20 protein-coding genes are annotated in these 21,702 nt (G+C 70.2%); 7 read left to right on the top strand and 13 right to left on the bottom strand.

Features of this window, described 5'->3' with window-relative positions:
* The first annotated feature begins 304 nt into the window (after positions 1 to 304).
* Positions 305 to 1,006 carry a hypothetical protein gene (locus tag ACFC96_RS10885; protein ID WP_376611517.1) on the top strand — a complete coding sequence of 234 codons (702 nt, stop codon included), beginning with the start codon at positions 305 to 307 and terminating at the stop codon, positions 1,004 to 1,006.
* 121 nt (positions 1,007 to 1,127) lie between these two features.
* Here ACFC96_RS10885 and ACFC96_RS10880 read toward each other — a convergent pair whose 3' ends face one another.
* From ACFC96_RS10880 to ACFC96_RS10840, 9 genes are all read right to left on the bottom strand, one after another.
* Positions 1,128 to 1,331, bottom strand: a complete 204-nt coding sequence (locus tag ACFC96_RS10880) for a hypothetical protein (protein ID WP_340460175.1) — start codon at positions 1,329 to 1,331, stop codon at positions 1,128 to 1,130.
* A gap of 385 nt (positions 1,332 to 1,716) precedes the next feature.
* The gene (locus tag ACFC96_RS10875; protein WP_376611515.1) at positions 1,717 to 2,226 is read right to left on the bottom strand and encodes a phosphotransferase; all 510 of its coding nucleotides are present in this window, start codon (positions 2,224 to 2,226) and stop codon (positions 1,717 to 1,719) included.
* 42 nt (positions 2,227 to 2,268) lie between these two features.
* On the bottom strand, positions 2,269 to 3,306 hold the full coding sequence (locus ACFC96_RS10870) for a LacI family DNA-binding transcriptional regulator (protein ID WP_376259513.1): 1,038 nt from the start codon (positions 3,304 to 3,306) through the stop codon (positions 2,269 to 2,271).
* 20 nt (positions 3,307 to 3,326) lie between these two features.
* Positions 3,327 to 3,923 (bottom strand): hypothetical protein, encoded by a 597-nt coding sequence (locus ACFC96_RS10865; protein ID WP_376611513.1) that lies wholly within the window; start codon positions 3,921 to 3,923, stop codon positions 3,327 to 3,329.
* Positions 3,924 to 3,950: 27 nt separating this feature from the next.
* Positions 3,951 to 5,645 carry a class I mannose-6-phosphate isomerase gene (locus tag ACFC96_RS10860; protein WP_376611512.1) on the bottom strand — a complete coding sequence of 565 codons (1,695 nt, stop codon included), beginning with the start codon at positions 5,643 to 5,645 and terminating at the stop codon, positions 3,951 to 3,953.
* Positions 5,646 to 5,668: 23 nt separating this feature from the next.
* Positions 5,669 to 8,848, bottom strand: a complete 3,180-nt coding sequence (locus tag ACFC96_RS10855; RefSeq protein WP_376611510.1) for an alpha-mannosidase — start codon at positions 8,846 to 8,848, stop codon at positions 5,669 to 5,671.
* A gap of 51 nt (positions 8,849 to 8,899) precedes the next feature.
* Positions 8,900 to 9,712 (bottom strand): carbohydrate ABC transporter permease, encoded by an 813-nt coding sequence (locus ACFC96_RS10850; protein WP_376611509.1) that lies wholly within the window; start codon positions 9,710 to 9,712, stop codon positions 8,900 to 8,902.
* 30 nt (positions 9,713 to 9,742) lie between these two features.
* Entirely contained in the window at positions 9,743 to 10,723 is a 981-nt protein-coding gene (locus tag ACFC96_RS10845; RefSeq protein ID WP_340458663.1) for a sugar ABC transporter permease, read from the bottom strand.
* Positions 10,720 to 11,835 carry an ABC transporter substrate-binding protein gene (locus ACFC96_RS10840; protein WP_376611507.1) on the bottom strand — a complete coding sequence of 372 codons (1,116 nt, stop codon included), beginning with the start codon at positions 11,833 to 11,835 and terminating at the stop codon, positions 10,720 to 10,722. Before ACFC96_RS10840 ends, ACFC96_RS10845 begins: the two co-directional genes overlap by 4 nt.
* Positions 11,836 to 13,122: 1,287 nt before the next feature.
* Here ACFC96_RS10840 and ACFC96_RS10835 point away from each other — a divergent pair.
* Together ACFC96_RS10835 and ACFC96_RS10830 are read left to right on the top strand one after the other, a co-directional pair.
* Positions 13,123 to 13,794, top strand: coding sequence for a HEAT repeat domain-containing protein (locus ACFC96_RS10835; RefSeq protein ID WP_376227512.1), 672 nt, complete (start codon positions 13,123 to 13,125; stop codon positions 13,792 to 13,794).
* A 3-nt stretch (positions 13,795 to 13,797) separates the two neighbouring features.
* Positions 13,798 to 14,802 carry a MerR family transcriptional regulator gene (locus ACFC96_RS10830; RefSeq protein WP_376611505.1) on the top strand — a complete coding sequence of 335 codons (1,005 nt, stop codon included), beginning with the start codon at positions 13,798 to 13,800 and terminating at the stop codon, positions 14,800 to 14,802.
* A 229-nt stretch (positions 14,803 to 15,031) separates the two neighbouring features.
* Here the strand turns inward: ACFC96_RS10830 and ACFC96_RS10825 are convergent, their stop codons facing one another.
* Entirely contained in the window at positions 15,032 to 15,181 is a 150-nt protein-coding gene (locus ACFC96_RS10825; protein ID WP_376611503.1) for a hypothetical protein, read from the bottom strand.
* Positions 15,182 to 15,385: 204 nt separating this feature from the next.
* Between ACFC96_RS10825 and ACFC96_RS10820 the strand changes: the two genes are divergently transcribed.
* Positions 15,386 to 15,847, top strand: a complete 462-nt coding sequence (locus ACFC96_RS10820; protein ID WP_376259502.1) for a DUF2871 domain-containing protein — start codon at positions 15,386 to 15,388, stop codon at positions 15,845 to 15,847.
* Between the two features lie 135 nt (positions 15,848 to 15,982).
* Here ACFC96_RS10820 and ACFC96_RS10815 read toward each other — a convergent pair whose 3' ends face one another.
* Complete coding sequence (locus tag ACFC96_RS10815) at positions 15,983 to 16,834, bottom strand: ABC transporter permease (RefSeq protein WP_376611502.1); 852 nt, start codon at positions 16,832 to 16,834, stop codon at positions 15,983 to 15,985.
* Positions 16,835 to 16,843: 9 nt separating this feature from the next.
* Complete coding sequence (locus ACFC96_RS10810) at positions 16,844 to 17,410, bottom strand: electron transfer flavoprotein subunit alpha/FixB family protein (protein ID WP_376611500.1); 567 nt, start codon at positions 17,408 to 17,410, stop codon at positions 16,844 to 16,846.
* Here ACFC96_RS10810 and ACFC96_RS10805 point away from each other — a divergent pair.
* Positions 17,387 to 18,391: an ATP-binding cassette domain-containing protein gene (locus tag ACFC96_RS10805; RefSeq protein WP_376611498.1), complete on the top strand. Its 1,005-nt coding sequence runs from the start codon at positions 17,387 to 17,389 to the stop codon at positions 18,389 to 18,391. The two genes, ACFC96_RS10810 and ACFC96_RS10805, sit on opposite strands and share 24 nt — an antisense overlap.
* A gap of 145 nt (positions 18,392 to 18,536) precedes the next feature.
* Here ACFC96_RS10805 and ACFC96_RS10800 read toward each other — a convergent pair whose 3' ends face one another.
* Complete coding sequence (locus ACFC96_RS10800; RefSeq protein WP_376611496.1) at positions 18,537 to 19,223, bottom strand: pyridoxamine 5'-phosphate oxidase family protein; 687 nt, start codon at positions 19,221 to 19,223, stop codon at positions 18,537 to 18,539.
* A gap of 580 nt (positions 19,224 to 19,803) precedes the next feature.
* Between ACFC96_RS10800 and ACFC96_RS10795 the strand changes: the two genes are divergently transcribed.
* Together ACFC96_RS10795 and ACFC96_RS10790 are read left to right on the top strand one after the other, a co-directional pair.
* On the top strand, positions 19,804 to 20,676 hold the full coding sequence (locus ACFC96_RS10795; RefSeq protein WP_340459790.1) for a universal stress protein: 873 nt from the start codon (positions 19,804 to 19,806) through the stop codon (positions 20,674 to 20,676).
* Positions 20,677 to 20,704: 28 nt separating this feature from the next.
* Entirely contained in the window at positions 20,705 to 21,685 is a 981-nt protein-coding gene (locus ACFC96_RS10790) for an Acg family FMN-binding oxidoreductase (protein WP_376611494.1), read from the top strand.
* The last annotated feature ends 17 nt before the right edge of the window (positions 21,686 to 21,702 follow it).

The following is a 21,702-nucleotide window of genomic DNA, read 5'->3' as shown; positions in this document are numbered from 1 at the left end:
TACCCGCCGTTCAGGTCGGCCGTCAGTTCGGTCAACGCCTCTGGCGTGCATCGGTTTCCACTCCTCGCCGGCCTCGCGCCGACCGCCGTCGAGCCATCGAGGCGCGCACCCCCACAGGGCCCGGGGCGTTCGCACAGAAGGATTCGAGCGCACCACTGTTCGCGCCGTGGCAGCCGCGGAGGGCGTCGACCCGCCTTCATCATGCAGCACTTCGGCTCGAAGGGTGACTTGTTCACCCAAGCGGTGCAGGCGATCACCGCGCCACTGAAGCCCACTGGAACTCCTCGCCATTCACACGGGTCACGTGGGCCTGGATCACCTCGGCCCGCTCACGAGCCGGACGCCGCGCGGCAACGGCGCAACCCGGACCTGCCGCAGGTCCTCTGCCTCCGCGCAGGGCGTCCTTGGCACGTACCGGACCTGCGAAGACAGCACCCACCGGGTCACCGTTCGCTTCCGTTGGAGTGAAGAACGCGATGAGCCGCTGCCTGCCACGCCCTCGACGCGTCATGGTTCCTATGGAACAAACGGGAACGAAAGGATCACCTCTGTGCAGGTAAGGCGTATCGGAACGATCCTGAGTGCTGCGGCGCTCACCATGATGACGATTCCGGCGAACGCTCACGCCGCGGCAGTCGCCTGCGGCGGTGGGGTGTCGACGGGCCGGCTGGCCGTCAACGGCTGCATCAGCGCCCAGCGCGGGAAGGAAGGCAGGGTCTACACGCGGGAGATCACCGCGTACCTCAAGGCGCGCAACACGGGACCGAGGGCCGTGAACGTCGCCTATGAGGCGTTCTTTCGTGTCGTCGACGGTGGCTACTGGGTGAAGTTGGGCAGCGGTCGCACCTATGTCCCGGCGGGTGGGACCGTCGACCCCACGGAGGTGGGGAGCTCGACCAGGGTGTGCGCGCCTGGCGTGAGGGTCGAGATTCGCGTACACGCCCGCGCCGACGGCGCAGCCTGGAGCGGATGGTCCACCGCCGGCACGGCGCAGTGCCAGACCTGAGCCGCTGAACATGCGCCCGACACCCGGGAGTTGATACTGGCCGGCTCGCCGTTCGGCTCACACGTTCCATGGTGGCCAGCTCCCCACCGGGCCGTTCACAGGCGGGTTACGGACCAGTCTGTCAGACCGTTGAACAGGCGATACCGACAAGGATGACCACGGCAGCCAGGCCCAGCATCGCGTAGCGGATCAGCCCTGCCACATCGCGCGCGGGCTGACCGTCCAGCGGACACTCGCACAAGCCATGGCAGTCGTGGGGTGAGTCGAGCCAGTACGCGCCGGTGAGGCGGGCGTACACGTCGTGTGTGACACCTTCGGTCTCCATGCCGCATCCAACGACCGGACCAGGGGCGCGGCATGGGGCCGTCAACCAGGTGGTCCACAGTTCATGTATTCGGCTCATGTATGCGCCGGGCTCTGGACCGCAGGCGGTTCGGTCATGCCCGGCGGGCCCTGCCCGGTGAGAGGGCAGCCGCGCCTGCTGAGGACGGAGCGCCCGTAGGGGCAAGCAGCTCGGCAACGAATTTCAGCAGCCACGCGATCGGGGCGCACGCGACCACGAGGACGGCAGAGATGCTTGATCGCGGAACGCCCCGCTGCGGTTGCGCGGTCGCCCCGCTGCCGGACCGGGGAGCCGGGCCCGGCGCTCGCGGCGGTGCCCGCGCCCGGGCTGCTTCGGCTCAGGTCTGCGAGTCCATCAGGGCGGTGGCCTAGGCATCAAGCCGCTCCTCCACTACTCGCGTCGTCAGGTCCGTCCTTCCTGCCTCGCGCCATGGCTGCGACACAAATTCCACTTCCTCCGAGAACGCCAGTCCGTCCCGCACCCGCCAGTACAGGCGGTCGCTGGCGGCTGCGGCCAGTCCCCCGCCGGCCTCCTCGTACGCCTCAGCGAACCGCAGGCCCCACGCCGGGCGGTGCAGCAGCGCGAGATTGGTGGAGCAGTGCGCCACGTCGAGATCCGCCGGGCCCCATGAGGTCCCTGCCCAGTCGACGACCCCCGTGATCCGGACACCCGCCGGCTTTGCGGGCCGCACGTCGAACAGCACGTTGCCCGATTGGAAGTCGCGGTGCAGGAAGCGCCCTTCATAGGGCGGCACGGGATCGCGGATCACATCGATCGCCGCGGCCCATGCCGCCGCGTCGGCGTGCTGTGCGCGGAGAGCCGGCGCTCGAGCAGGACGGAACCGTGATCGCGCGTCGGCCGGCGCACCGTCCGTCATGAAGGTTCCGCTCGACCCGTCACCGTTCCCCGGCTCGACCCGTCACTGTTCCCCGGCGGGCGTCGTCGCCATGCCGTAGCGGACGAGAGTGGTGGGCACGACGACGCGACGGGTGGTGTCGCGGGCACGCGCCTCACCGAGCCGGGACACGAGCAACCTGCCTGCCTCCCTGCCGAGTTCGTCGCTGTCGTACGCCGCGATGATCAGCGGCAGTCCGAGTACGTCGGCCAGTTCGAAGTCGTCGAAGCCCGCGAGTGCGGTGGTCGTACCGGCGCCACGGATCGCGCGGAAGGCACCGATGGTGTTGCGGTTGTTGGAGCAGAACAGTGCCGTCGGCGGCTCCGGCAGAGCCAGCAGTTCGGCCGCGGCACGCGAAGCCTCAGCGGTCTGCTGCTGGCCGAGCCGTATGTAGTCCGGTTCGCGTTCGATGCCCGCGTCGACGAGTGCGTCGGTGAAGCCGCGCAACCGCTCGGCGCCCGTATAGACAGCAGGCGGAGAACCGAGAAAGCCGATCCTGTGGTGTCCCGCGTCGAGCAGGTGTCGGGTGGCTGTGCGGGAGCCGCCGTAGTCGTCGACCAGGACGCAGTCGGCGGTGAATCCGCTCGGCGGGCGGCTGGCCACCACGACCGGTAGGCCGTTGGCCGCCGCGGCGGCCAGGTGGCGCTGGTCGTCGTCGGCGGGGACGACGATGATCCCGTCGACCCGTCGCGCGATCAGGTCCGCCACGAGGCCACGCTCGCTGTCGAGGCCGTGTCCCGTGTTCCCGATGACCGTCTTCAGGCCGTGCTCGGCCAGGACGGCGTCGACGCCGAGAGCGAGCCGGGAGTAGAAGGGGTTGGCGAGGTTGGTGACCACGAGCCCGACGAGCCCGGTGCCGCTGCCCAGGCGCAGACTGCGGGCCATCTCGTTGCGGTGGTAGCCGAGTTCGGCGACGGCGGCCCGCACTCGTGCGGCGGTGTCGGGCAGCACCTTGGGGTCGTCGCGCAGGACACGCGAGACCGTCATGGCGCTCACGTGCGCTCGCTGCGCGACGTCGCGCAGTGTCGGTTGCGGGTCCTTCGCCCCACGGGTGTCGGGCATGGTCGCGGTCTCCCCCGTCGTCAGTCGCGTACGGCAACGGCGCGGGCCGCGCCGATCAGCGCGGCGTCCCCGGCGAGGCCGGCCGGGTGCACCGCACGAGTATGCCGCCTGGGGCGTCGCGGCTCATCATCCGAGCCTGTGGCGTCCGGCGTCCAGCCTCCGTCCGCGAGTCCCGCGTGCAGCTCGGGGGCGACCAGGTCCCAGGAGCCGGCCATCGAACCGCCGACGACCAGTGCCGTCGCCCCGAAGGCGGTGAGCCGCGGTCCGAGGGCGGCGTCGAGGGTCACGAACGCGTCGTCCAGGACGCGCCGGGCCCGCCGTTGACCAGCTCTGGCCAGGTCGGCGATGTCGCCCGCGTCGGCTGACTGGTCTCCGAACCGGGCGAGGACGGACCGGCGGGACCCGGTCTCCTCCAGCGGTGAGCCGTCGGCCCCGGTGAGGTCCATGCGCCCGTCGGGCGGCACCCCCGGCCCGCGTGCGACGATCCTGCCGTCTTCGAGGAAGGCCGACCCGACACCGGTGCCGGGGGTGATGCCTTGCGCGTAGCCGAAAGGGCTCGGCGCCGGCGTGCCGCCCGACCCGGCCTTCGGGCAGGCCGACGACGGCCGCCGCGGCATGGGTGCCGCCGATTTCGATGACCGGGATCAACGGACGAGGGCCTTGACGACCCGGACCGGCCCCCCGTCCGCCGCACGCACGGAGTACCGGCCCACGGCGGCCGGAACGGTGAGCGTCTCCGCGTACGCCAGCTCGTGCCGGTCGCCTGCCGCGGTGAGCACGCTCACGCCGTCCCCCTCGACGACGTTCAGGATGTGGAACCGTCCCGCGGTGTCGTCCTCGGCTTCGGCCCCGGCCTCGAATGCATACCTCCTGACTTCGTAGAACATCTCCTCCAGTGCGCCGATGACCTCTTCCCGCCAGCCTGGTCCGGTGCGCACGGTGCGCGGTCGCTGCACCAGGTCGCGGGCGACCGCCTCACCGCGTCGCCCGGTCTCCAGGTTGGCGAAGCCGTGCTCGTAGGGCAGCGGGCGCGGGTTGCCGTCGGCGTCGGGTCGCAGCCAGTCGTAGAACCGCAGGCTGTACAGGTAGGGCGTGGCGCTGATCTCCAGAACGAGGTTGCCGGCCCCGCTGGCGTGCGGGGTGCCGGCGGGGATCATGAACAACTGGCCTTGTTCGGCGGGAAACGTCAGGACGTGTTCCTCCACGTCGAAGGGTGTCCCGTGTGTGGCGGCCTGCCGGACCTGCCCGCGGAACGCCTCCACGTCCGCGTCTTCGCGCAAGCCGAGGAACACCTTGGTGTCGGAGCCGCCGAGCGTCATGTAGTACGTCTCGTGCTGGGTGTACGGCCAGCCGAACCGCTCGCGCATGTACGGCTCTTGGGGGTGGCAGTGCACCGAGAGGTTGCCGCCGCCGACGGTGTCGAGGTAGTCGAACCGCAGGGGGAACGACGTGCCGAAACGGGCATGGACCTCCTGGCCGAGGACGCGGTCCGGCTCCAGGACGCACAGGAGCTGGAACGGCACCTCGGCCTGGGCCTGTGGCCCGGTACCGACGAGGATGCCCGCCTCGGGCGCGATCAGCTCGTAGCCGAGGGCGGTGTTGCGCGCCTCGGGGCTGAACCCGAGCGTGCGCTGCGCCCAATTGCCTCCCCATGGGGTGGAGTTGAAGTAGGGACGCGTGCGCACCGGCTTCGTCGCGAGAGCGGCGTACGTGGCCCGGAGGCCGGGTCCGTCCAGCGACACCGGGTGTTCGGGGTTCTGCACGTCGAGCCAGCCGTCGAGCCGGTGGACCAGCTCATCCCGATGCCGGTCGAGCATCGGCCAGTCGCTGTAGAACAGCCTCCGCAGGTCGGCTTTCTCGCCCGGAAGGCCGAGGTTCACTCCGTCGGTGCCCGCGACCGCGGCCGCCTCCGCGTACCGCTTCGGCACGTCGGCGTACCAGAGCAGATCGTGGTCGACGAGCGCGGCACCGGGCCCGTGGACGATGAGGAGTCCCTCGTCCGGCGGAGTCGGCGTCGGGAGCGTGTCGAAGAGGTCGTCGAGCGGGTTGTCGGCGAGTTTGCGGAAGTAGGGGTCGTCCTCGTCCTCCGGGCGCTCGGTGCGCTTGCGGATCTCGGCGGGTGGCGCGTAGTGGGCGCGTACGTCGAGCAGGGCGACCGGGGTGCCGCGGACGGTCAGTTCGCGGCACAGCTGCTCGCCGAGCGCGTCCCAGTCGACGGACGGCGATCCTTCCACGGCCAGCACTGCCGGTCCCGGTGGGAGTTGAGCGGCCACCGCCTGCCAGCCGGTGCTCAGAACGGCCTGTGGAGCAGGGGTGTATCGCGGGTCGAGCCGGTACACAAAGCCTCCTTCGGGCAGGGGTGTCAGCGACGGAAGAGCACCGCGGCCGTCCCGAGGGCGGGCAGGTCCACGCTCACCTCACCGTCCCGGACGGTCAGTTCGTCCCCGGCCCGGCCGTGGTAGTCGGCGCTTCGGGCCTCGGAGACCGGGAAGAGTGCGCGCACCGGGCACGTGACGGGTTCCTCGGCGAAGGACTGCAGGCGCAGCAGCACGGCGCCGTCCGCGTCGGGGGTGGTGGCTCCGACGAGACGCACGCGCGGGTCCGTGACCGTCACGAAACGCAGTTGGTCGGCCGCCTCGTCGGACTCGGGTCCGCGGGCCCGTACGGCGTGCAGCGGACGCGAGAGGCCGGCCGCGGTGCGCGGGCCGAGGCCGGCGGCGTCGGCACTGCGCGTGCTGGAGAGGCTGTAGCGGAAAGTGAACTCGAAGGCTTGCTCGCTGGGGAAGTTGGTGTCCCAGAGGTTGTTGTGGATCCAGGAGTAGACGGTCGCCGGCTCGTCGTGGTTCATGGTCTTGGGGAACGGAGCGTACGGCAGGGCGATATTGCCGAACTGGACCAGGGGTGCGTCCTGCGTGGCCCAGGCCACGGCGAGATCGTCCTCCTGCAGAGTGACCCAGCGGCGCACAGCCCTCATGTGCAGCGCCGAGCCGGGGACGACCGGCAGCCCGGTGCCGGTCGCTCCGCCGGAGGCCTCCATGCGCACCGTGGGCGCCTCGAAGGCGAACGGAAACGCGAAGTAGCCGCTCTCCTTGCCGAGGGTGGCGTCCTTGTCGACCTGGTTCTCGATGTCGAGGCGGCCGACGCCGCGCGGCAGGGTGAGCGTGGTGCGCACCCGGTTGGCGCCCGGCGGACGGGTCTCGTACGTGAGTGTCTCGGCGGTGGCCGTGGACCGGCGGGCGATGAGGGCGGCGGGCGGGGCGACGGAACGCTTGCCCAGGTGTTCGAGACGGTCCGAGGCCGTGGTGCGGCTGGAGTTGTGGTTGAAGCCGCCCGCGGTGGTGTAGCTGTCGTGGATGTAGGCGTTGAAGCCGGTGATGGCGTCCGCGCGCACCAGCTCGCGCCCGCTCGCCTTGTCCACGACGGACGCGATGCACGCAGTCGCCAGGTCGACCCGGACGGCGAGGTGTTCGTTCTCCAGGAGCAGCGGATCAGGGTGCGCGTGGGCTGCGGCGGCGCTGCGGGCCGGGTCCTCGCGTTCGCTGCCACCGGTGGGGTTCCAGCCGGTGGCGGCCTTGACCGAACCCTCCTCCCCCGCGCTCGCACCCTCGTCGTCGACCGCGAGCACGTCGAGGCGGACGGAACCGGCGGGCGGCACGTCGTCGACGCGGACCAGCAGGAAGCGGCCGGCGTCACGGTGGGTGTCGTTGACCTGCGGACGCTCCTCGTGCCGCAGACGCTCGCCGGTACGGGCGTCCTGCACGGCCACGGACCGTTCCGGCGGGACGCTGGATTCCGGGAGGAAGATCTCCGCGACTTCGGTGCGCGGCCAGGAGCAGGTGTTGACCACGTGGTACGAGGCCGGGACGTCGGCGGGACGGGAAAGGCGCTGGCCCAGACGGGCGCCCGCCCGGTTCAGGAGGGACTGCCCGTCGTCGTGGGCGCGCAGGGCCTGCCCGTACTTCCAGTGCCACTGCTGCTCGCCGGAGTGGCCGTGGTCGTGGCCGTGCGTCCAGGGGTCTCCGGCACCCCAGGTGTGCTCGTCGAACAGTGAGACCGCCTCGTACACACCGGCCGCGTCACGGGTGTCGTCGGCTGCTCCTGAGGCGTCGAGGACGCCCGCGAAGGTGCCGAGGGTCTGCGCGTCGGCGACGACCGCCTGCGCGGTACGGGCCAGGGACAGCGGGTGGGCCCCGGAGCCCACGCCGTCCACCCACCAGTCGGTCCAGTCGCCTTCGAAGGTGCGGATCCGGTCGCCGAGCCGGGACTCGGCGTCGGTGAAGAAGTCCTCGTTGCGCGAGAGCCTCAGCTGTGGGTAGGCCCAGGTCTCGTTCCAGCGGCGCACCGTGTCGGCGATGATCCGTCGCGGCGGGGCGTTGTCACCGAACTTGCCCTGCACGCGCAGGTGCAGCACGTCCCACGGGTAGGGCTCGCGCTTGATCTCCTCCTGGTCCATGGTCCAGCCGAAGACACCGCCCCGGTAGGGGTAGGGGTTCGTGGCGAGTGACGTCAGGTAGGCCGGGAGCAGGTCGTCGACGCTGGAGTAGTCGGTGTCGAAGCCGAGCAGCGGGCCCTCCATGTAGGCCAGGCCGTGCGGCGTGTCGGTGACCCAGACGAGCAGGCTGTTCCCGCTGGGCGCACGCCAGCGGAAGAGGCGGGGCAGCTTCTCCCCGCCCACCAGGTGCGGGACCGACCGCCCGGCCCAGTTGTGCGCCACCGAGAGGTACTTGACGCCTGCCGAGCTGAGCGCGTCGACGAGACCGACGACGGAACCGGGCACATCGGTCTGCATGGCCGAGGTGAAGGGGATGCCGTACTGCTCGCGCACGTCATGGGCCAGGCGCAGCAGTTCGTGCAGTTCGTCGGTGGAACAGGTCTCCGTGTGCAGGTTGAACGGCATCGCGGTGAGTTCGATCCGGCCCTCGCGCACCCGCTGGACGAACTCCTCGACCTGTTCCGCCGGCCGTGCGTCCGCCCACTGCTTGAAGGACCACAAGGACTCGACACACCAACGGAACCGGGACTCGGGTGCCCAGTCGTCGGTGGCCTGGGTGAGCTCCAGGCAGGAGTCGAGGAACGAGAGGTGTTCGGCGAGCACCCGGCCCTGCGGGTCGGTGTAGCCGATGTCCAGGTGCGAATGGTGCACCAGGTGGATGGTCCACTGGCGCTGGGGGGTGAGCGTCACGTCGATCCCGTCGGCGCCCGCCCCTTCCGGCAGGGTCAGCGTGACCCGCTGCGCCGTGTCGACGGCGGGCAGCAGCAGCCGGACGGAGCCGTTCGGCCCAGCGATGCGCTCGGCGGGCAGCAGCGCCCCGGAGGCGGTGCGCACGGCGAGGTCGGCCGGTATCGAGGAGCCGTTCACCGCTTCCACCCGGAGGGACTGCAGCAGGCCACCCCCTTCCGCCCGGCGCATCAGCGGCTCGGTGGTCAGCCGCAGCGGGCTCCCGCCCAGGCTACCTTCCGCGCTGACGACGTAGCCGCGCAGACTCTCGCGAATCCGGTCGTTGTCCCAGTCGGTGGTGCGGACGAGGGCCCGTGTGGTCATGCGGACATCTCCAAGTCTGGTGAGATCGGGTCGAGTCGGGAAGCTTCGGGTTCAGCGCGCGCTCGCCGTGACGCCGCGCAGGAACAGGCCCCGGAACGTCAGGAAGACGACGAGCGTGGGCAGCGAGACGATCAGCGCGCCGGCCAGGATGACCGGCGGGCCCGACGATGCGTAGGCGTTGTTGAGCGCGGTGAGGGCCGCCATCACCGGTTGGATGTCGGGGCTGCGGCTCAGCGTGATGCCGAACAGCAGGTCGTTCCAGACGGCGGTGAACTGGAAGATGAATGCTGCCGCCAGGCTGGAGCCCATCAACGGCACGTGGATGCGCCAGAAGATCCGCCGGAAGGAGGCACCGTCGATCATGGCCGCCTCGGTGATCTCCGGCGGCATCGTGGTCATCTGATTGCGGACGAGGAAGAAGGCGAAGGGGACGGCCCACGCCGCGTACACGAGCATCAGGCCGAGCCGGGTGTCGTAGAGATTGCCGTCGGCGTACATGCCGAACAGCGGGCCCAGGAACATCTGCAGCGGGAAGAGCGTCCCCGAGTAGATGAGCCAGAACCAGAACGCCGGTCTGGGAACGGGCAGCACGACCACGGCGAACGCGGCCATGGCGGCGACGATCACGGCGGCGGCGCCGCACACCACGGCGTACACCAGCGAGTTGAGGAAGCTGTCGCCGATGCCCGCCTGGCTCCAGGCGGTCGAGAGGTTGTCCCACAGCGCGAAGCCCTGCGGGGCCCAGTCGGGCCGGCCGGCGTACGCGGCGACCGGCGTCAGCGCGTTGACGGCCAGGAGGTACACGGGGATCAGCCAGAGCACCACACAACCGGCGACGAAGAGATTGCGGAAGGTCCTTCCCACGGGATGTCACTCCTTGTCGGGCGGCTCGGTTCAGCGCGGGGACGTCTCGGGCATCTGCCGGCGCAGGTACATCCACGAGGACGCGACGACGATGACGGACAGGACGAGGGCGACGGCGGAGCCGTAACCGACGTGGAAGAGCCGGAAGGACTCGCGGTACATGGTCAGGGCCAGGGTCTCGGAGGAGCGGGCGGGGCCGCCCTGGGTGAGCACCCAGATCATGTCGAAGGCCTTGAGGCTGTTGACGATGGCCATGCCGATCACCACCACGCTCACGGAACGCAGTTGAGGCAGGGTGATGTGGCGGAACATCCGCCATCCGGTGGCGCCGTCCAGCTCGGCCGCCTCCACGGTCTCCCGCGGGATGGCGCTCAGACCGATGGCGAACAGGACGACGTTCAAGCCGGTGGCCTGCCAGGTGCTGGCCACGATCATCGAGATCGTGTTCTGCGGCCATTCGAGCAGCCAGGGCCGCGCGAACGAGTCCAGACCGAGGCCCTGCAGCACTTGGTTGAGGGAACCCTCGGACGTGAGGATGAACTTCCACAACACGGCGGTCGCGGCACCCGAGATCGCGCACGGCAGCACGACGACCATCTGCGCGATCCGTCCGAAGCGCATGCGGTGCGTCGCCACTGCGATGGCGAGACCGGCCGCGACGGGCAGCAGGAGCGTGCCCGCCACCCACATCACGGTGTTCAGCAGGGAACGGCCGAAGATCGGATCCTCGGCGAGCCGCACGTAGTTGTCGAGGCCCGTGTAGTGGCTGGTGAAGCCGTTGTCGTCGAACAGGCTGCCGTAGACGCTGCGGAAGAACGGGTACACGAGCAGCACGCCGACGAGGAGCAGTGCGGGCAGTGCCCAGGGAAGACCGGTGAGGGGGCTGCCCATCCGGCCGCTGCCGCGGGCCACCCCCTTCGTCTGATGCGGTGTGCGGGTGGGAATCCGGCGTCGTACCGACGGCGCCTTGGCCGGCTCGGCCGCGCCGGGCACGCTCACGATGTCCGTCATGAGTCCTCCGCCTCCTTCCAGACCGCCCAGGCCTCGTCGGCCCGGCCCTGCATGGTCCGCAGCACCTTCCGGTACGAGGACGGGTTGATCAGGAATCCGGCCAGGTCGTCGACCGTGGACTCGACCAGCTCGGGCGGTCCGAGCTCCCAGAAGCGATTGAGCAGGCGTGCCTTGTTCTGCCGCACCGTCGTGGCCACGCCGTCGATGATCGTGTTGGCGGGCGGCACCGTCGGGTTGGGGCACCCGTCCTGCAGCGTGTGCGAGAACGCCTTCATCACCTGCGGGTGCGGCCAGGCTCCGGCGGCCCGGTAGGCCTCGTCGCGGTCGGGGCCCTTGACCGTGCAGACCAGGGCACTGGTCTCGAAGACGGTGGCAGGGCGGACCCGGGTGTTCTGCATCGGCAGGACGAACGCGTCGACGTTCTTGCCGGGCTTGCCACCGACGCCCACGAAGGTGCCGCCCAGCCAGGTCCCGCAGGGCACCATGCCGACTCTGCCGTGCACCACACCGGCGGCGGCCGCGGCGTGGTCCATGTCCATGGAGGTGAACCAGTCCTTGTCGAAGAACGACGCGATGGTGCGCAGGGCTCGCTCGGCGCGTGGATCGGTGTAGCGGGCCCGCCCGTTGAGGAGGTCTTCGTAGAACTGCGGGTCCTGACGGCTGAGGATCTCCTGGAACCAGATGAACGCGGGCCACCGCCCTGCGGTGGTGCCGTGCAGCGGGGTGATGCCCGCACGCTTGAGCCGGCCGGTGACGTGCAGGAAGTCGTCCCATGTCTCGGGCTTCCTCAGGCCGTTGGCACGGAAGACCTCGGGGTTGTAGAAGAAGACGTAGTAGGCCAGGTTCATCGGAAGGCCGTAGACGCGGCCTCGGTAGCTGACCGCGGAGCGCAGCGCCGGGTCGGCCCAGCCTTTGCGAGCCGCGCTCTCCCAGTGGTCCGACAGGTCGACGATGCCCCCGGTGCGGGCCAGATCCTGAAGGCGATACCCGGACCAGTACTTGAGCATGTCGGGTGTCTTGCCGGTGCGCAGTGAGGACTTGACGACCTGTTCGAAGGACTCGAGGGACGGGATGACCTCAGGGACGAGCTGGAGGCCGTCGATCGATCGCATCGCCTCGCCGGCCGCCTTGAGGGGCACGGCCCATGACGGGTTGTCCCCGTGCAGCGCCACCTTGCCGGGCGGGCTGTCCGGCGGCGGTGCCGCACGCGGTGACCAGTGGAGCCGCAACGGCGGTGGAGGTGCCGGCCACGGCGGCGCGCAGGAGCGTTCGGCGGCTGGGAAAGGTACGTCCGGTGGACGTTCGGGCGGGTCCGATGGGCGGGTGACGGCCTGTCATGGGGCGGCTCCCTCAGGCTGTTGACCAAGATCGTGTTATCGCTAACACTCGTTGCGGGGGAGCTTGGTCCCCGGTCCGGGCCGATGTCAATGGCCGCGTCACATCGGATCTCTGAGGGCCTTCTCGCCACGGGAGTTGCGGCCGGAGGACCCGTGACGAGACTGGGCATCGCCCTCTTCGCCTTCGTGCCACGGCCTCACGGCCGCGCATCAGAACGCGGGGAGGGCAGATGGCGGCGGGTTCGCCGCCGCTGCCGAAACGGCGGCACCGGGTCCTGCGAGGGCGGGGCACGGCGGGGGCGATGGGCACGCTTGAAATACGTTCGGCAACGAAGCATCTTATTGGCGACAAGCAGGAATGATTGAGCCGGTTCGATCAAGCCGAATCAGTGATGAATGAGGCCCGGGAGCCGCACGAGTTGACCAATCACAGACCCTTTGTTCCTGGGCGCGGTCATCGTAAGCGTGGTGGCTGTTCGGTGCCACGGCCGGCCGATATACAGGCCCTTTTCCTCGGGGCTCGCTCGGCCCGCCAGGCTGATGTGGAGCGTCTGCGACATGGACAAACGATGGCCGCCTGAGCTGGCTGCCCAGGCCCGTTGTGGTGCCTGCCCGTCGACGTTTTCGACTGCTGGCGACAAGCGGCGGACGAGCGCCGCCGATGGCCTTATATCGCCCTTGAGCCCTGACTTTCCCCATGAGGCTCATGCCGGCATCCCGGAGAGAATTGAGGAATTCAGAGCGGGGTCGGCCTTTTCGATCGCGGAATGTCGGTGGAGGACGAAGTGCCGTACCAGGATGGCATGTTGGGATAGGCGCAGGTGCTGACCTCGCGCCAGTACCGCTCGACCAGGACGATCACGAGTATCGGCAGCGTGCCGTCGGTGCAGTCCAGTACGCCGCAGGCGGTGACGACGACGAGCTGCCGCCTGAGGGGGACACGGTCCCGTCCGTGGCCCACTCGTGTCGCAGCGGTTGCAGGTGACTGGTGCCCGCGCAGCGCCCCTGTTTGACCTTGACACGGTGACAAGGTCTTCACTGCCTGCCAAGGAGGTGGTCTCCATGACGATCACAGGGCAGGACACGGATGCGGTGCGAGCGCTCCGGGGGTTGGAGGACGACCGTTCGTCCGTGCGGCTGCGGGCTGCTCTGGCGGTCGGCACGACGCCTGACCCTCGGTTCGTCGACAAGCTCGTCGAGCGATGCGCGATCGAGCCCGAGTTCTTCGTCCGCGACATGCTGACCTGGGCGCTCGTCCGCCATCCGGTGTCCATGACGCTTCCCGTACTGCTGCGCGAAGTCCGCTCGGAGCATGCGCAGGCACGAAGCCAGGCGCTGCACACACTGTCCAAGATCGGGGACCCGCGGGGTTGGCCGGCGATCACACGTACGCTTCTGTCCGATGCCGACGACGAGGTGGCGCGCAGTGCCTGGCGGGCGGCCGCCGTGCTGGTACCGGAAGGCGAGGAGTCCGCGTTGGCCGCGGTGCTGGCGACGCAGCTCGGGCGCGGTGGACGACAGACGCAACTCAGTCTCAGTCGGGCGCTGGTCGCGCTGGGTGAAGTGACGGTGCCGGCTCTGCGTGCTGCGGCAACGGCCCCTGACCCGCTCATGCGCGCGCACGCGCTCGCCACGCGACGGCTGCTGCGCGAACCGGACGCCGGATTCGAGTGCGCCATCGAGGAGGCGAAGCGCGTCGTGGCTCTCGGCGGGCGCGGCCAGGAGGGAGGATAGGACGTGTTGATCGGTGAGGTGGCGCAGCGGTCCGGAGTCAGTGCCCGCATGCTCCGGCACTACGAGTCGCTCGGTCTGGTGCGTCCTTCCGGCCGCACCGGCTCCGGCTACCGGGAGTACTCCGGAGAGGACATCCGGCGGATCTTCCATATCGAGAGCCTGCGGTCGCTGGGACTGTCGCTGCGGGAGATCGGACGCGCGCTCGACGACCCCGGCTTCACCCCCTCGGCGCTCGTGGACGACCTCATCCGTCAGACACGTGACCGCATCGCGGCGGAGACCGAGGTGCTCAGGCGGCTGCGCCGCATCGATGCCGCGGCCCCCGCCGACTGGGAGGATGTCCTCCAGGTCGTCGCGCTGCTCCAGGCGCTGGGATCGAAGAACGCCAACGCGCGCCAACGCGCGGCGCTTTCCGCGGCCGGCGAGGTTCCGATGCCGGTGGAAGCCCTGGTCGAGGCGGTATTGAACGAGACGGAGCCGAACGTCGCCGGAGCCCTTCGATGGGCGCTGGCGCGATCGGGCCACGGCGGCCCGGCACTGCTGGCGGAAGGCCTCGCATCACCGGTGGCCGCGGTACGGGAACGTGCCGTTCGGTCCCTCGCCGAGATGCCGGGTGGTGAGGCCACCGCACTGCTGCGGGACGCTCTCGCGCATCCCGACGTCGTGGTCCGCGACCATGCGGCTCTGGCGCTCGGGACCCGTGGAGCGGACGCCGTGGTCCCCACGCTCGTCGACATGATCGCGGAGGGAAGAAACGACACCGACGCTGCCGATGCACTGAGCGTGCTGGCGAACGACGCCGCGACGGCGGAGCGGATCGCGGCCCGGATCGTCGAGCGCCTCGCCCACGACACGACGCAGGCGCCTGCACGCGGACGTCTGACCCAGGCGCTGGCCGGAATCCCGGGCGCGACGGCGTCACATGCCCTCACGGAGCTGTCGCGTGACGTGGACCGTGCCGTCGCGCTGACCGCGGCGCACCTTCTTCAGCTGCGCGACGCACAGTGACGGATCCGCCCAGGGGCGCCGCGTTCGCGGCTCGCGGCGCGGAGGCGCCCCGGACTGATCGTCGCCCACCGAACGCGGACAGCGGACGGACGTCCTGGCCCGGTTGCCGCAGCACTGTGCGCCGGCGGACGGTCGCATGTGACGGCCAGAGCCGCGTCCTGCGACACCTGTTGAAAGGGAACGGCATGAACCCCACATACGTCGGCGCCGAAGCGGCCCGGCGCTCCCGCTAATCGCTGATGTCCGCGTTGCTCACCAAGATGTCCTCCGTGGCCTGCCAGAGGCGGGGCAGGAACTGGATGACCTCTTCGGCGCGGTGGAAGATGTCCCCGGTGGAGCTGATGCCGAGGTCGCTGACGGCTTCCAGGAAAGCCGGCATGCGGGCGTGGTGAAGCTCTGGGGCATCGGCGGCCAGGACGGTGTGACAGCGGGCGAAGGTCGCGATGCCTCGCGCTGATCCTCTCGCTACCGTTCCCCCATTCCCCGCCCACGCCAAAGATCATCTGCCGAAGCTCCTCCGTGGGCGGGCCGGGAACGCTTGAATGAACGCGAACACGTGAGACTCGAATCGGGGGGAAGCACGGTGCGCAAGTCGTATTACGCGGCACACGTCTACATGATCGTGGGAGTCGTCTCGGGGCTCTTCTACCGGGAGTTCACGAAAGCCGAGGACTTCGACGGCGAGACCCAACTGGCGCTCATGCACACTCACTTGCTGGCCCTGGGCATGATCGTCTTCCTGGTCGTCCTCGTCCTCGACAAGGTCTTCCAGCTGTCAGGGACAAGACTGTTCACCGCGTTCTTCTGGTTCTACAACACCGGCATCGCCCTCTCGACCGCAATGATGGGGGTCCACGGAATCCTGACCGTGCTCGGTCGCGACGAGGACCACATTCCCGAGGCTGTGCCGCTGACCGCCGGACTCGGCCACATCCTGCTCACCGTCGGTCTCATCCTGCTGTTCGTCCTGCTCGGCAAGCGCGTCAACGAACACGTGAAACAGACCGAGACGAACAGCGAGCGAACTGAGGCCACATCCGTGTGAGGCAACAGCCACGGATGAGATGAGCACAGCGAGCGGGGGCGACTTCGCTCGCTGAACGGGCGACACGCCCGTTCAGCGCCGCCAACTCATCACCCCCGCTCCGCCACATGGCGGGACCCTTCGTGGACTTGCCGGTCAGGCAGCGCCGCTCTTGATCCTTTTACGGGCTCCGAGGATTCTTCCGGACGGACCAGGTCCGCCATCGTGACCCCTCGAAGCCTTCCGGTCGGGTACGCGAGCGTGGAGCAGGCCACGAGCGACCAGTTCCAAGGTGACCGCGACAGCCACCGTCTGTACCGCCATCAGCGCGATGAGGACGAAGAGTTGTACCGCGCCCGCCTGGACGGGCGAGGAGCCGCCGAGGAGCATGCCGACGTAGGCACCGGGCAGGGTGACCAGGCCTACCGTGCGGGTCTGGTCGAGGCCGGGGATGAGAGCGTCCGACGCGGCCGGGCGCGCGATCTCCAGGCGGGCGTCACGTTCGAGGAAACCGAGAGCCATGGCCGCCTCGACCTCGCCACGACGGGCCTCCAGTTCCTCAAGAGCGCGCCGTCCGGCGATCACGGTGGCGGTGAGGGCGCCGCCGATGAGGATTCCCGTCACCGGGATGAGCGCGATGCCTTTGAGCGGCAGCAGGCCGGTCAGCAGGAGCGGCGCGAGCGTGGGCAGGACGCCTGCGGCGATCGGGAGGGCGGACCACCATCCGGTGCCGTTCCGGGCGATGCGACGGCCTGCGGTGAACGTGGCGACGGTGAACATGACCAGCACGAACGCGAGCAGCAGCGGCACTTGGTGCATCACGGCGCCGACCACCAGCGAGACGACGGCGAGCTGGGCGGCGGCCCGTACTCCGGCCGTGACGATGTCCTTCCAGTAGCGGCGCCGGTCGCGGGCGTCGGCGAAGCGGGCGAGGGCCGCGGTGCCTGTCGCCATGGCGAGCAGGGCCGCCATGATGATGCCCAGAGTGGCGTTGACCGGGAGCAGCATGGCCTCTCCTCAGGATCGGGCGAACATGTCGCCGGCCGGACGGCTCGCCCCGCGTGTGGTCAGGGCGCGCACGGCCTCGCGCCAGTCGGCGACCAGGCCGAAATCGCAGTGCTGGAAGATCGGGGCCTCGGGGTCGTGGTTGATCGCCACGATGGTACGGGCCCGTTCCACGCCGACGAGGTGGTCGCGGCTTCCTGAAACGGCGATCGCCAGATAGAGGCGAGGGGCGACGGAGCGTCCGGTGACGCCGAGCTGGCGTCCGTGGGCGAGCGCTCCCGTGTCGGTTACCTTGCGGGTCGCCGCGAGTTCCGCTCCCCACTGTCCGCGGAGGCCGTCGAGTTCGCCGTAGGCGTCCGCGGGGACGCCGGCGCCGAGCCCGATGACGACGTCGGCGCGATCCAGCGCGTCGTGGTCGTAGGCCGGGTGCGTGCGCAGGATGCGGATGCCGGCTTCGGCGACGACATCGAGCACGCGTACGGGCAGGGAGCTGCGCGGGCGTGCGGTGGGCAGCGGCAGGCTGCCCGTCTGGACGGTGGCGATCCGGACCTGACCGTGGGCCGTGATGTCGGCGAGCACGTCGCCTGCGGGCTTCGTGCCGATCAGGTGGAGGGGTGCGGGCTCTTCGCGGAGGGCCGTCAAGCCGGAGACCGGGTTGCCTGCGGGCTGCGTGTCCGACCGCTGCAGTGGTGCGGCCTCGACGCGGAGTGCGGTGAGGTCGCTCATCAGTCCCGCCCGGAGGTACGTGCCCAGGCGTGCGAGTACCTCCCGGTCCCAACTGGCCGAGGCACCCAGCACGGCCTGACCCTGCGCCGCGGCGAGACGCTGGCACTCGTCGGCGAGTCGGGCTGCGGCAAGTCCTCCCTGGCCCGGCTGCTGACCGCCGTCGACCGGCCGACCGCGGGCGAGGTCACCGTCCTCGGCACGCGTATCGACCAGCTGCGCGGCCGTACCCTGCGCGCCGCACGCCGAGGCATCCAGATGGTCTTCCAGGACCCGTACTCCTCACTCGACCCCCGCATGACGGCCGGCGACATCGTCCGCGAACCGCTCCTCATCCACCCGAACACCGCCCCACGCGCCGCGCATCGCCGGTACGTCGCCGACCTCCTGGAGCTGGTCGGACTCAACCCCGACCATGCGAACCGCCGCCCGCACGAGTTCTCCGGCGGACAGCGCCAACGCATAGGAATTGCCCGGGCGTTGGCGCTTCGCCCCGAGATCCTCGTCTGCGACGAGCCGGTCTCGGCCCTCGACGTGTCCGTGCAGGCCCAGATCGTCAATCTCTTCACGACGCTCCAGCGCGAACTCGGTGTCGCCTACCTCTTCATCGCGCACGACCTGGCCGTGGTCGAGCACATCGCCGACCGGGTCGCCGTCATGCGCGACGGCCGCCTGGTGGAGCAGGGGCCGACCGACCAGATCTACGACCGACCTCAACATCCCTACACGCAAACACTCCTGGCCTGCGCGCCCGCCCCTGAGCGCCCGTCGACCGCGGCGCCCGGGAAGCCGCCCGCGTCCGCCGAGGAGACCGCCCTGGACAGCCCTTCGCCGTGACACCGTCCCAGAGGGGCAGGTGGAGCAGAAGCGGCACATCACCGTGCGCTCGATCGACGGCGCCCCGGCCCCCGGCCGCGGCGCCGTCGATCGAGCGGACCTGCGAGCGGCCGGCCACCTGATCAGCCACTTCGGTCAGGTCCTCTCAGTGAGGCACGGCCTCGTTGCAGAAACCGGTGACGAGGTCCGGCCGAATGCGCACGACAGCGTCCTTCGCCCGCCCCGCCCATGGAGGGGGCCGCTCCTCGTCGCCGTTCACGTTCCGTTCCTCGGCCTCCCCTTCGAGGCGGGCGTAGCCGGTGACGACCACGCTCCACCCGAGCCGGGTCTCGGAGTCGATGACATCCGCTTCGTAGGCGACGACGACCGCGGGAGCGCCGGGATCCGTCAGCAGGGAGCCGAGGGCTGCCCTGTCGTCGAGGCGCACGACGACGTCGTCCCCCTCCACCAGGTGGTGGGCGGGGCGGACGGCCGGCAGGGCGTGCTGGGTGAAGACCATGCGTCCGGACGAGACCGCGCCGAGCAGCCCGAGCGCCTCATCGCGGTCCAGCTGCCGCGTTCGCCGGTCGCGCTCCGCGCTCCCCTCGTGCCGCACATGTGTTCCGGTCGGCTCACGCTCCCACGCCTGTTCCGCCTTGTGCGTCTCGACTCGGTCGTCCCGCTCGGCCGGCAACGGGGACGGCGCGGCAGGGACGGCGCGCCGCTGCGAGGTGCGGTTGCCACTGCCACGGAACAGGGCGGCCCACGAGACGGTCGCGGTGACCAGGAGCAGGAAGCTGAGCGACAGGGCAAACCAACCCCATCCGCTCGCGCCATGGTCGATCCAGAGCATGTCTCCATCCTTCCGATGAAGGCTGCGTGGTGCTGTCGCGGTGTCCGGGTGACCGAGCCTCCGGTCTCAGCCAGTGTCCCGCCGTCCCCTGTTCCGGGCTTGAGCCGGTCGGGCCACGACGGGGGCCGGTCGGCCCAACCCGGAGGGTGAGGCCGGCTTCCCTCATACGGAACGGTGCGGCCCCGGCCTTGCTGGGACACTGGTGATTCCGGCCCCATGCCGCAGCGACCAGAGGTACGGGCGCGCACGTCTCACCCGCGGTCCGGCGGGCGGGACGAGTGCCCCCGTCAGGCCAGTGCATAAATGTCCGGTCAGGCCTGAACCCATCCGCCGTGCGCACCGCACACAGGGCCACCGGGCCGGCTGTCCCCGTGGCAGAGCGAGGACAGGGCCGATCGGCCCCAGATGGGGACGCCTGGCCCCTGCTGCCGTCCACCCGGCCGGGGCGACCCTGGACGTACAGGTCGTCCTCCTACGCATACGGGCGGCAAGGGACGGGCCACCACGCGCCCCTCCTCCTCGACAGCAGACCGGACGAACCCGCCGGAGCAGCCTCAAACCCACAACTTTGAGGAGCCTCATGGACCACCACATCACCGTCGGGCTGGACGGATCCCTCGAAAGCACCGCAGCAGCCCGCTGGGCCGCTCGCGAGGCCGAGCTGCGCGGCGTGGAACTGCGCATCACCCATGCCGAGGAGTGGTTGTCACCGCTCGGCGTTGCCCCGGCCGCCTCCGAGATACGTCGTGAATGGGCCGAAGCCCTGCTCAGCGAATCGGCCGACGCTCTGCGCCGTGATCACCCGCGACTCGGCATCACCAAGCAGTCGGTCGACGGCCCGCCCGCGCCTTCGCTGGTCACCGCCGCGTCCACAGCGGACATGCTCGTCCTGGGTTCCCGTGCGCTCGGCACGGTCGCCGGGTTCGTTCTCGGCTCGGTGGGGATGGCTGTGCTGCAGGCCACCGAGCAGCCCGTCGTGCTCGTACGCCGCTCAGGGGACGCGCTGCCGAACCCCGACGGCGAGCAGCCGGGTGGCCTGGTCGTCGGCGTCGACATCGGCGTTCCGTGCGACGACTTGCTGGCCTTCGCGTTCGCGGAGGCGTCATGCCGGTCCTGCCGGCTGCACGTCCTGCACGTGTGCCAACCGCCACCGCTGTTCGGGTACGGAGGCGCCTACGACCCCGGTGTCTACGCGGAGGTCAAGGAGAGGGCGACCACGAACCTGCTCGACACCGTCAAGCCCTGGCGGGACAAGTTCCCCACCGTCGAGGTGGCTGTCCGGACGCCGGTGGCGCACGCCGCGCACACGCTGGTGGGCGCCGGCGCGGAGGCCGACCTGATCGTCGTCGGCCGCAGGATCCGCCCCTCGCCGCGGGGCCCTCACATCGGCTCGACCACCCACGCCGTGATCCACCATGCCACCGCACCGGTCGCCGTCGTCGCACACGACTGAGGCCGGCCGCACAGACAAGGAGCCTCCCGTGCCGACAACACTCCTGGCCCCCGCAACCGTCGTCCCCCTCGTCGAAGACGCCATCGCGGCGCCCTCCATGCACAACGCCCAGCCCTGGAGGTTCGCCTTCAAGCCGGAGGCTGCCCTGCTCGAGCTGTACGCCGATCCCGACCGGACCATGCCACGCTCCGATCCCACCCTCCGAGCCCTCCACCTCGGCTGCGGAGCGGCGTTGCTCAACCTGCGCGTGTCCGCGGCGTTCGCGGGCTACGAAGCCGCTGTCGAGCTACTGCCCGACAGCAAAGACCCCTGGCTCCTCGCCAGGGTCCGGCTCCAGTCGTCGACCAGCACGGACTGGGACCTGGCCACGCTCCACATGGCCGTACGGAACCGGCACTCCAGCCGTTTCCCTTTCACCGACGAGGAGATCCCCGCCGCACTGCTGGACGGCCTGTGCGCCGCCGCCCGGATCGAGGGGTGCCACCTGCTCGTGCCCGACGCCTGGCACACCGACACCCTGCTGAGCCTCGTCCACGACTCCGAACACCGGGAGGAGATGGACCAGGCGGTCCGCGACGAGACGTCGGCATGGACGGACGTGGAACCGGAGACGCGGAACGACGGCATTCCCGCCACTGCGTTCGGCCCCCGTCCGACCGGCGGGTCCGCCCCGGTCCGGGACTTCGGCCGGTCGAAGCCGGTACCAGGACGCAATTGGGCCACCTTCGAGAAGGATCCGTGCATCGCCCTCCTCGGCACCACCGGCGACGCCCCGAGGGACTGGCTGCAGGCGGGACAGGCGCTGGAACGTGTCCTGCTCCAGGCCACCGCTGACGGCCTCGTCAGCTCCATGACCTCCCAGCCGCTGGAGTGGCCGGAACTCCGATGGGCGCTGCGTGATCCCGTCACCTCCATGAGCTACGCCCAGATGGTCCTCCGGCTGGGCTACGGCCCCCAGGGCCCGGCGACCGCCCGTCGGCCGGCCAGCGAGGTCCTTGACATCATCTGACCGCAACGCAATGCCCC

This window comes from Streptomyces sp. NPDC055955 (genome assembly GCF_042270245.1).
In the GTDB taxonomy this organism is placed as follows: domain Bacteria; phylum Actinomycetota; class Actinomycetes; order Streptomycetales; family Streptomycetaceae; genus Streptomyces.
This window is presented reverse-complemented; position numbering and strand designations above follow the sequence as displayed.

Bases quoted from the DNA above. Each gene is read 5' to 3' on its own strand.
- ACFC96_RS10875 (WP_376611515.1), bottom strand. From the start codon at position 2,226: ATGACGGACGGTGCGCCGGCCGACGCGCGATCACGGTTCCGTCCTGCT.
- ACFC96_RS10880 (WP_340460175.1), bottom strand. From the start codon at position 1,331: ATGGAGACCGAAGGTGTCACACACGACGTGTACGCCCGCCTCACCGGC.
- ACFC96_RS10840 (WP_376611507.1), bottom strand. From the start codon at position 11,835: ATGCGATCGATCGACGGCCTCCAGCTCGTCCCTGAGGTCATCCCGTCC.
- ACFC96_RS10815 (WP_376611502.1), bottom strand. From the start codon at position 16,834: ATGCTGCTCCCGGTCAACGCCACTCTGGGCATCATCATGGCGGCCCTG.
- ACFC96_RS10865 (WP_376611513.1), bottom strand. From the start codon at position 3,923: ATGCCGCGGCGGCCGTCGTCGGCCTGCCCGAAGGCCGGGTCGGGCGGC.
- ACFC96_RS10845 (WP_340458663.1), bottom strand. From the start codon at position 10,723: ATGACGGACATCGTGAGCGTGCCCGGCGCGGCCGAGCCGGCCAAGGCG.
- ACFC96_RS10825 (WP_376611503.1), bottom strand. From the start codon at position 15,181: ATGCCGGCTTTCCTGGAAGCCGTCAGCGACCTCGGCATCAGCTCCACC.
- ACFC96_RS10835 (WP_376227512.1), top strand. From the start codon at position 13,123: ATGACGATCACAGGGCAGGACACGGATGCGGTGCGAGCGCTCCGGGGG.
- ACFC96_RS10870 (WP_376259513.1), bottom strand. From the start codon at position 3,306: ATGCCCGACACCCGTGGGGCGAAGGACCCGCAACCGACACTGCGCGAC.
- ACFC96_RS10795 (WP_340459790.1), top strand. From the start codon at position 19,804: ATGGACCACCACATCACCGTCGGGCTGGACGGATCCCTCGAAAGCACC.
- ACFC96_RS10855 (WP_376611510.1), bottom strand. From the start codon at position 8,848: ATGACCACACGGGCCCTCGTCCGCACCACCGACTGGGACAACGACCGG.
- ACFC96_RS10800 (WP_376611496.1), bottom strand. From the start codon at position 19,223: ATGCTCTGGATCGACCATGGCGCGAGCGGATGGGGTTGGTTTGCCCTG.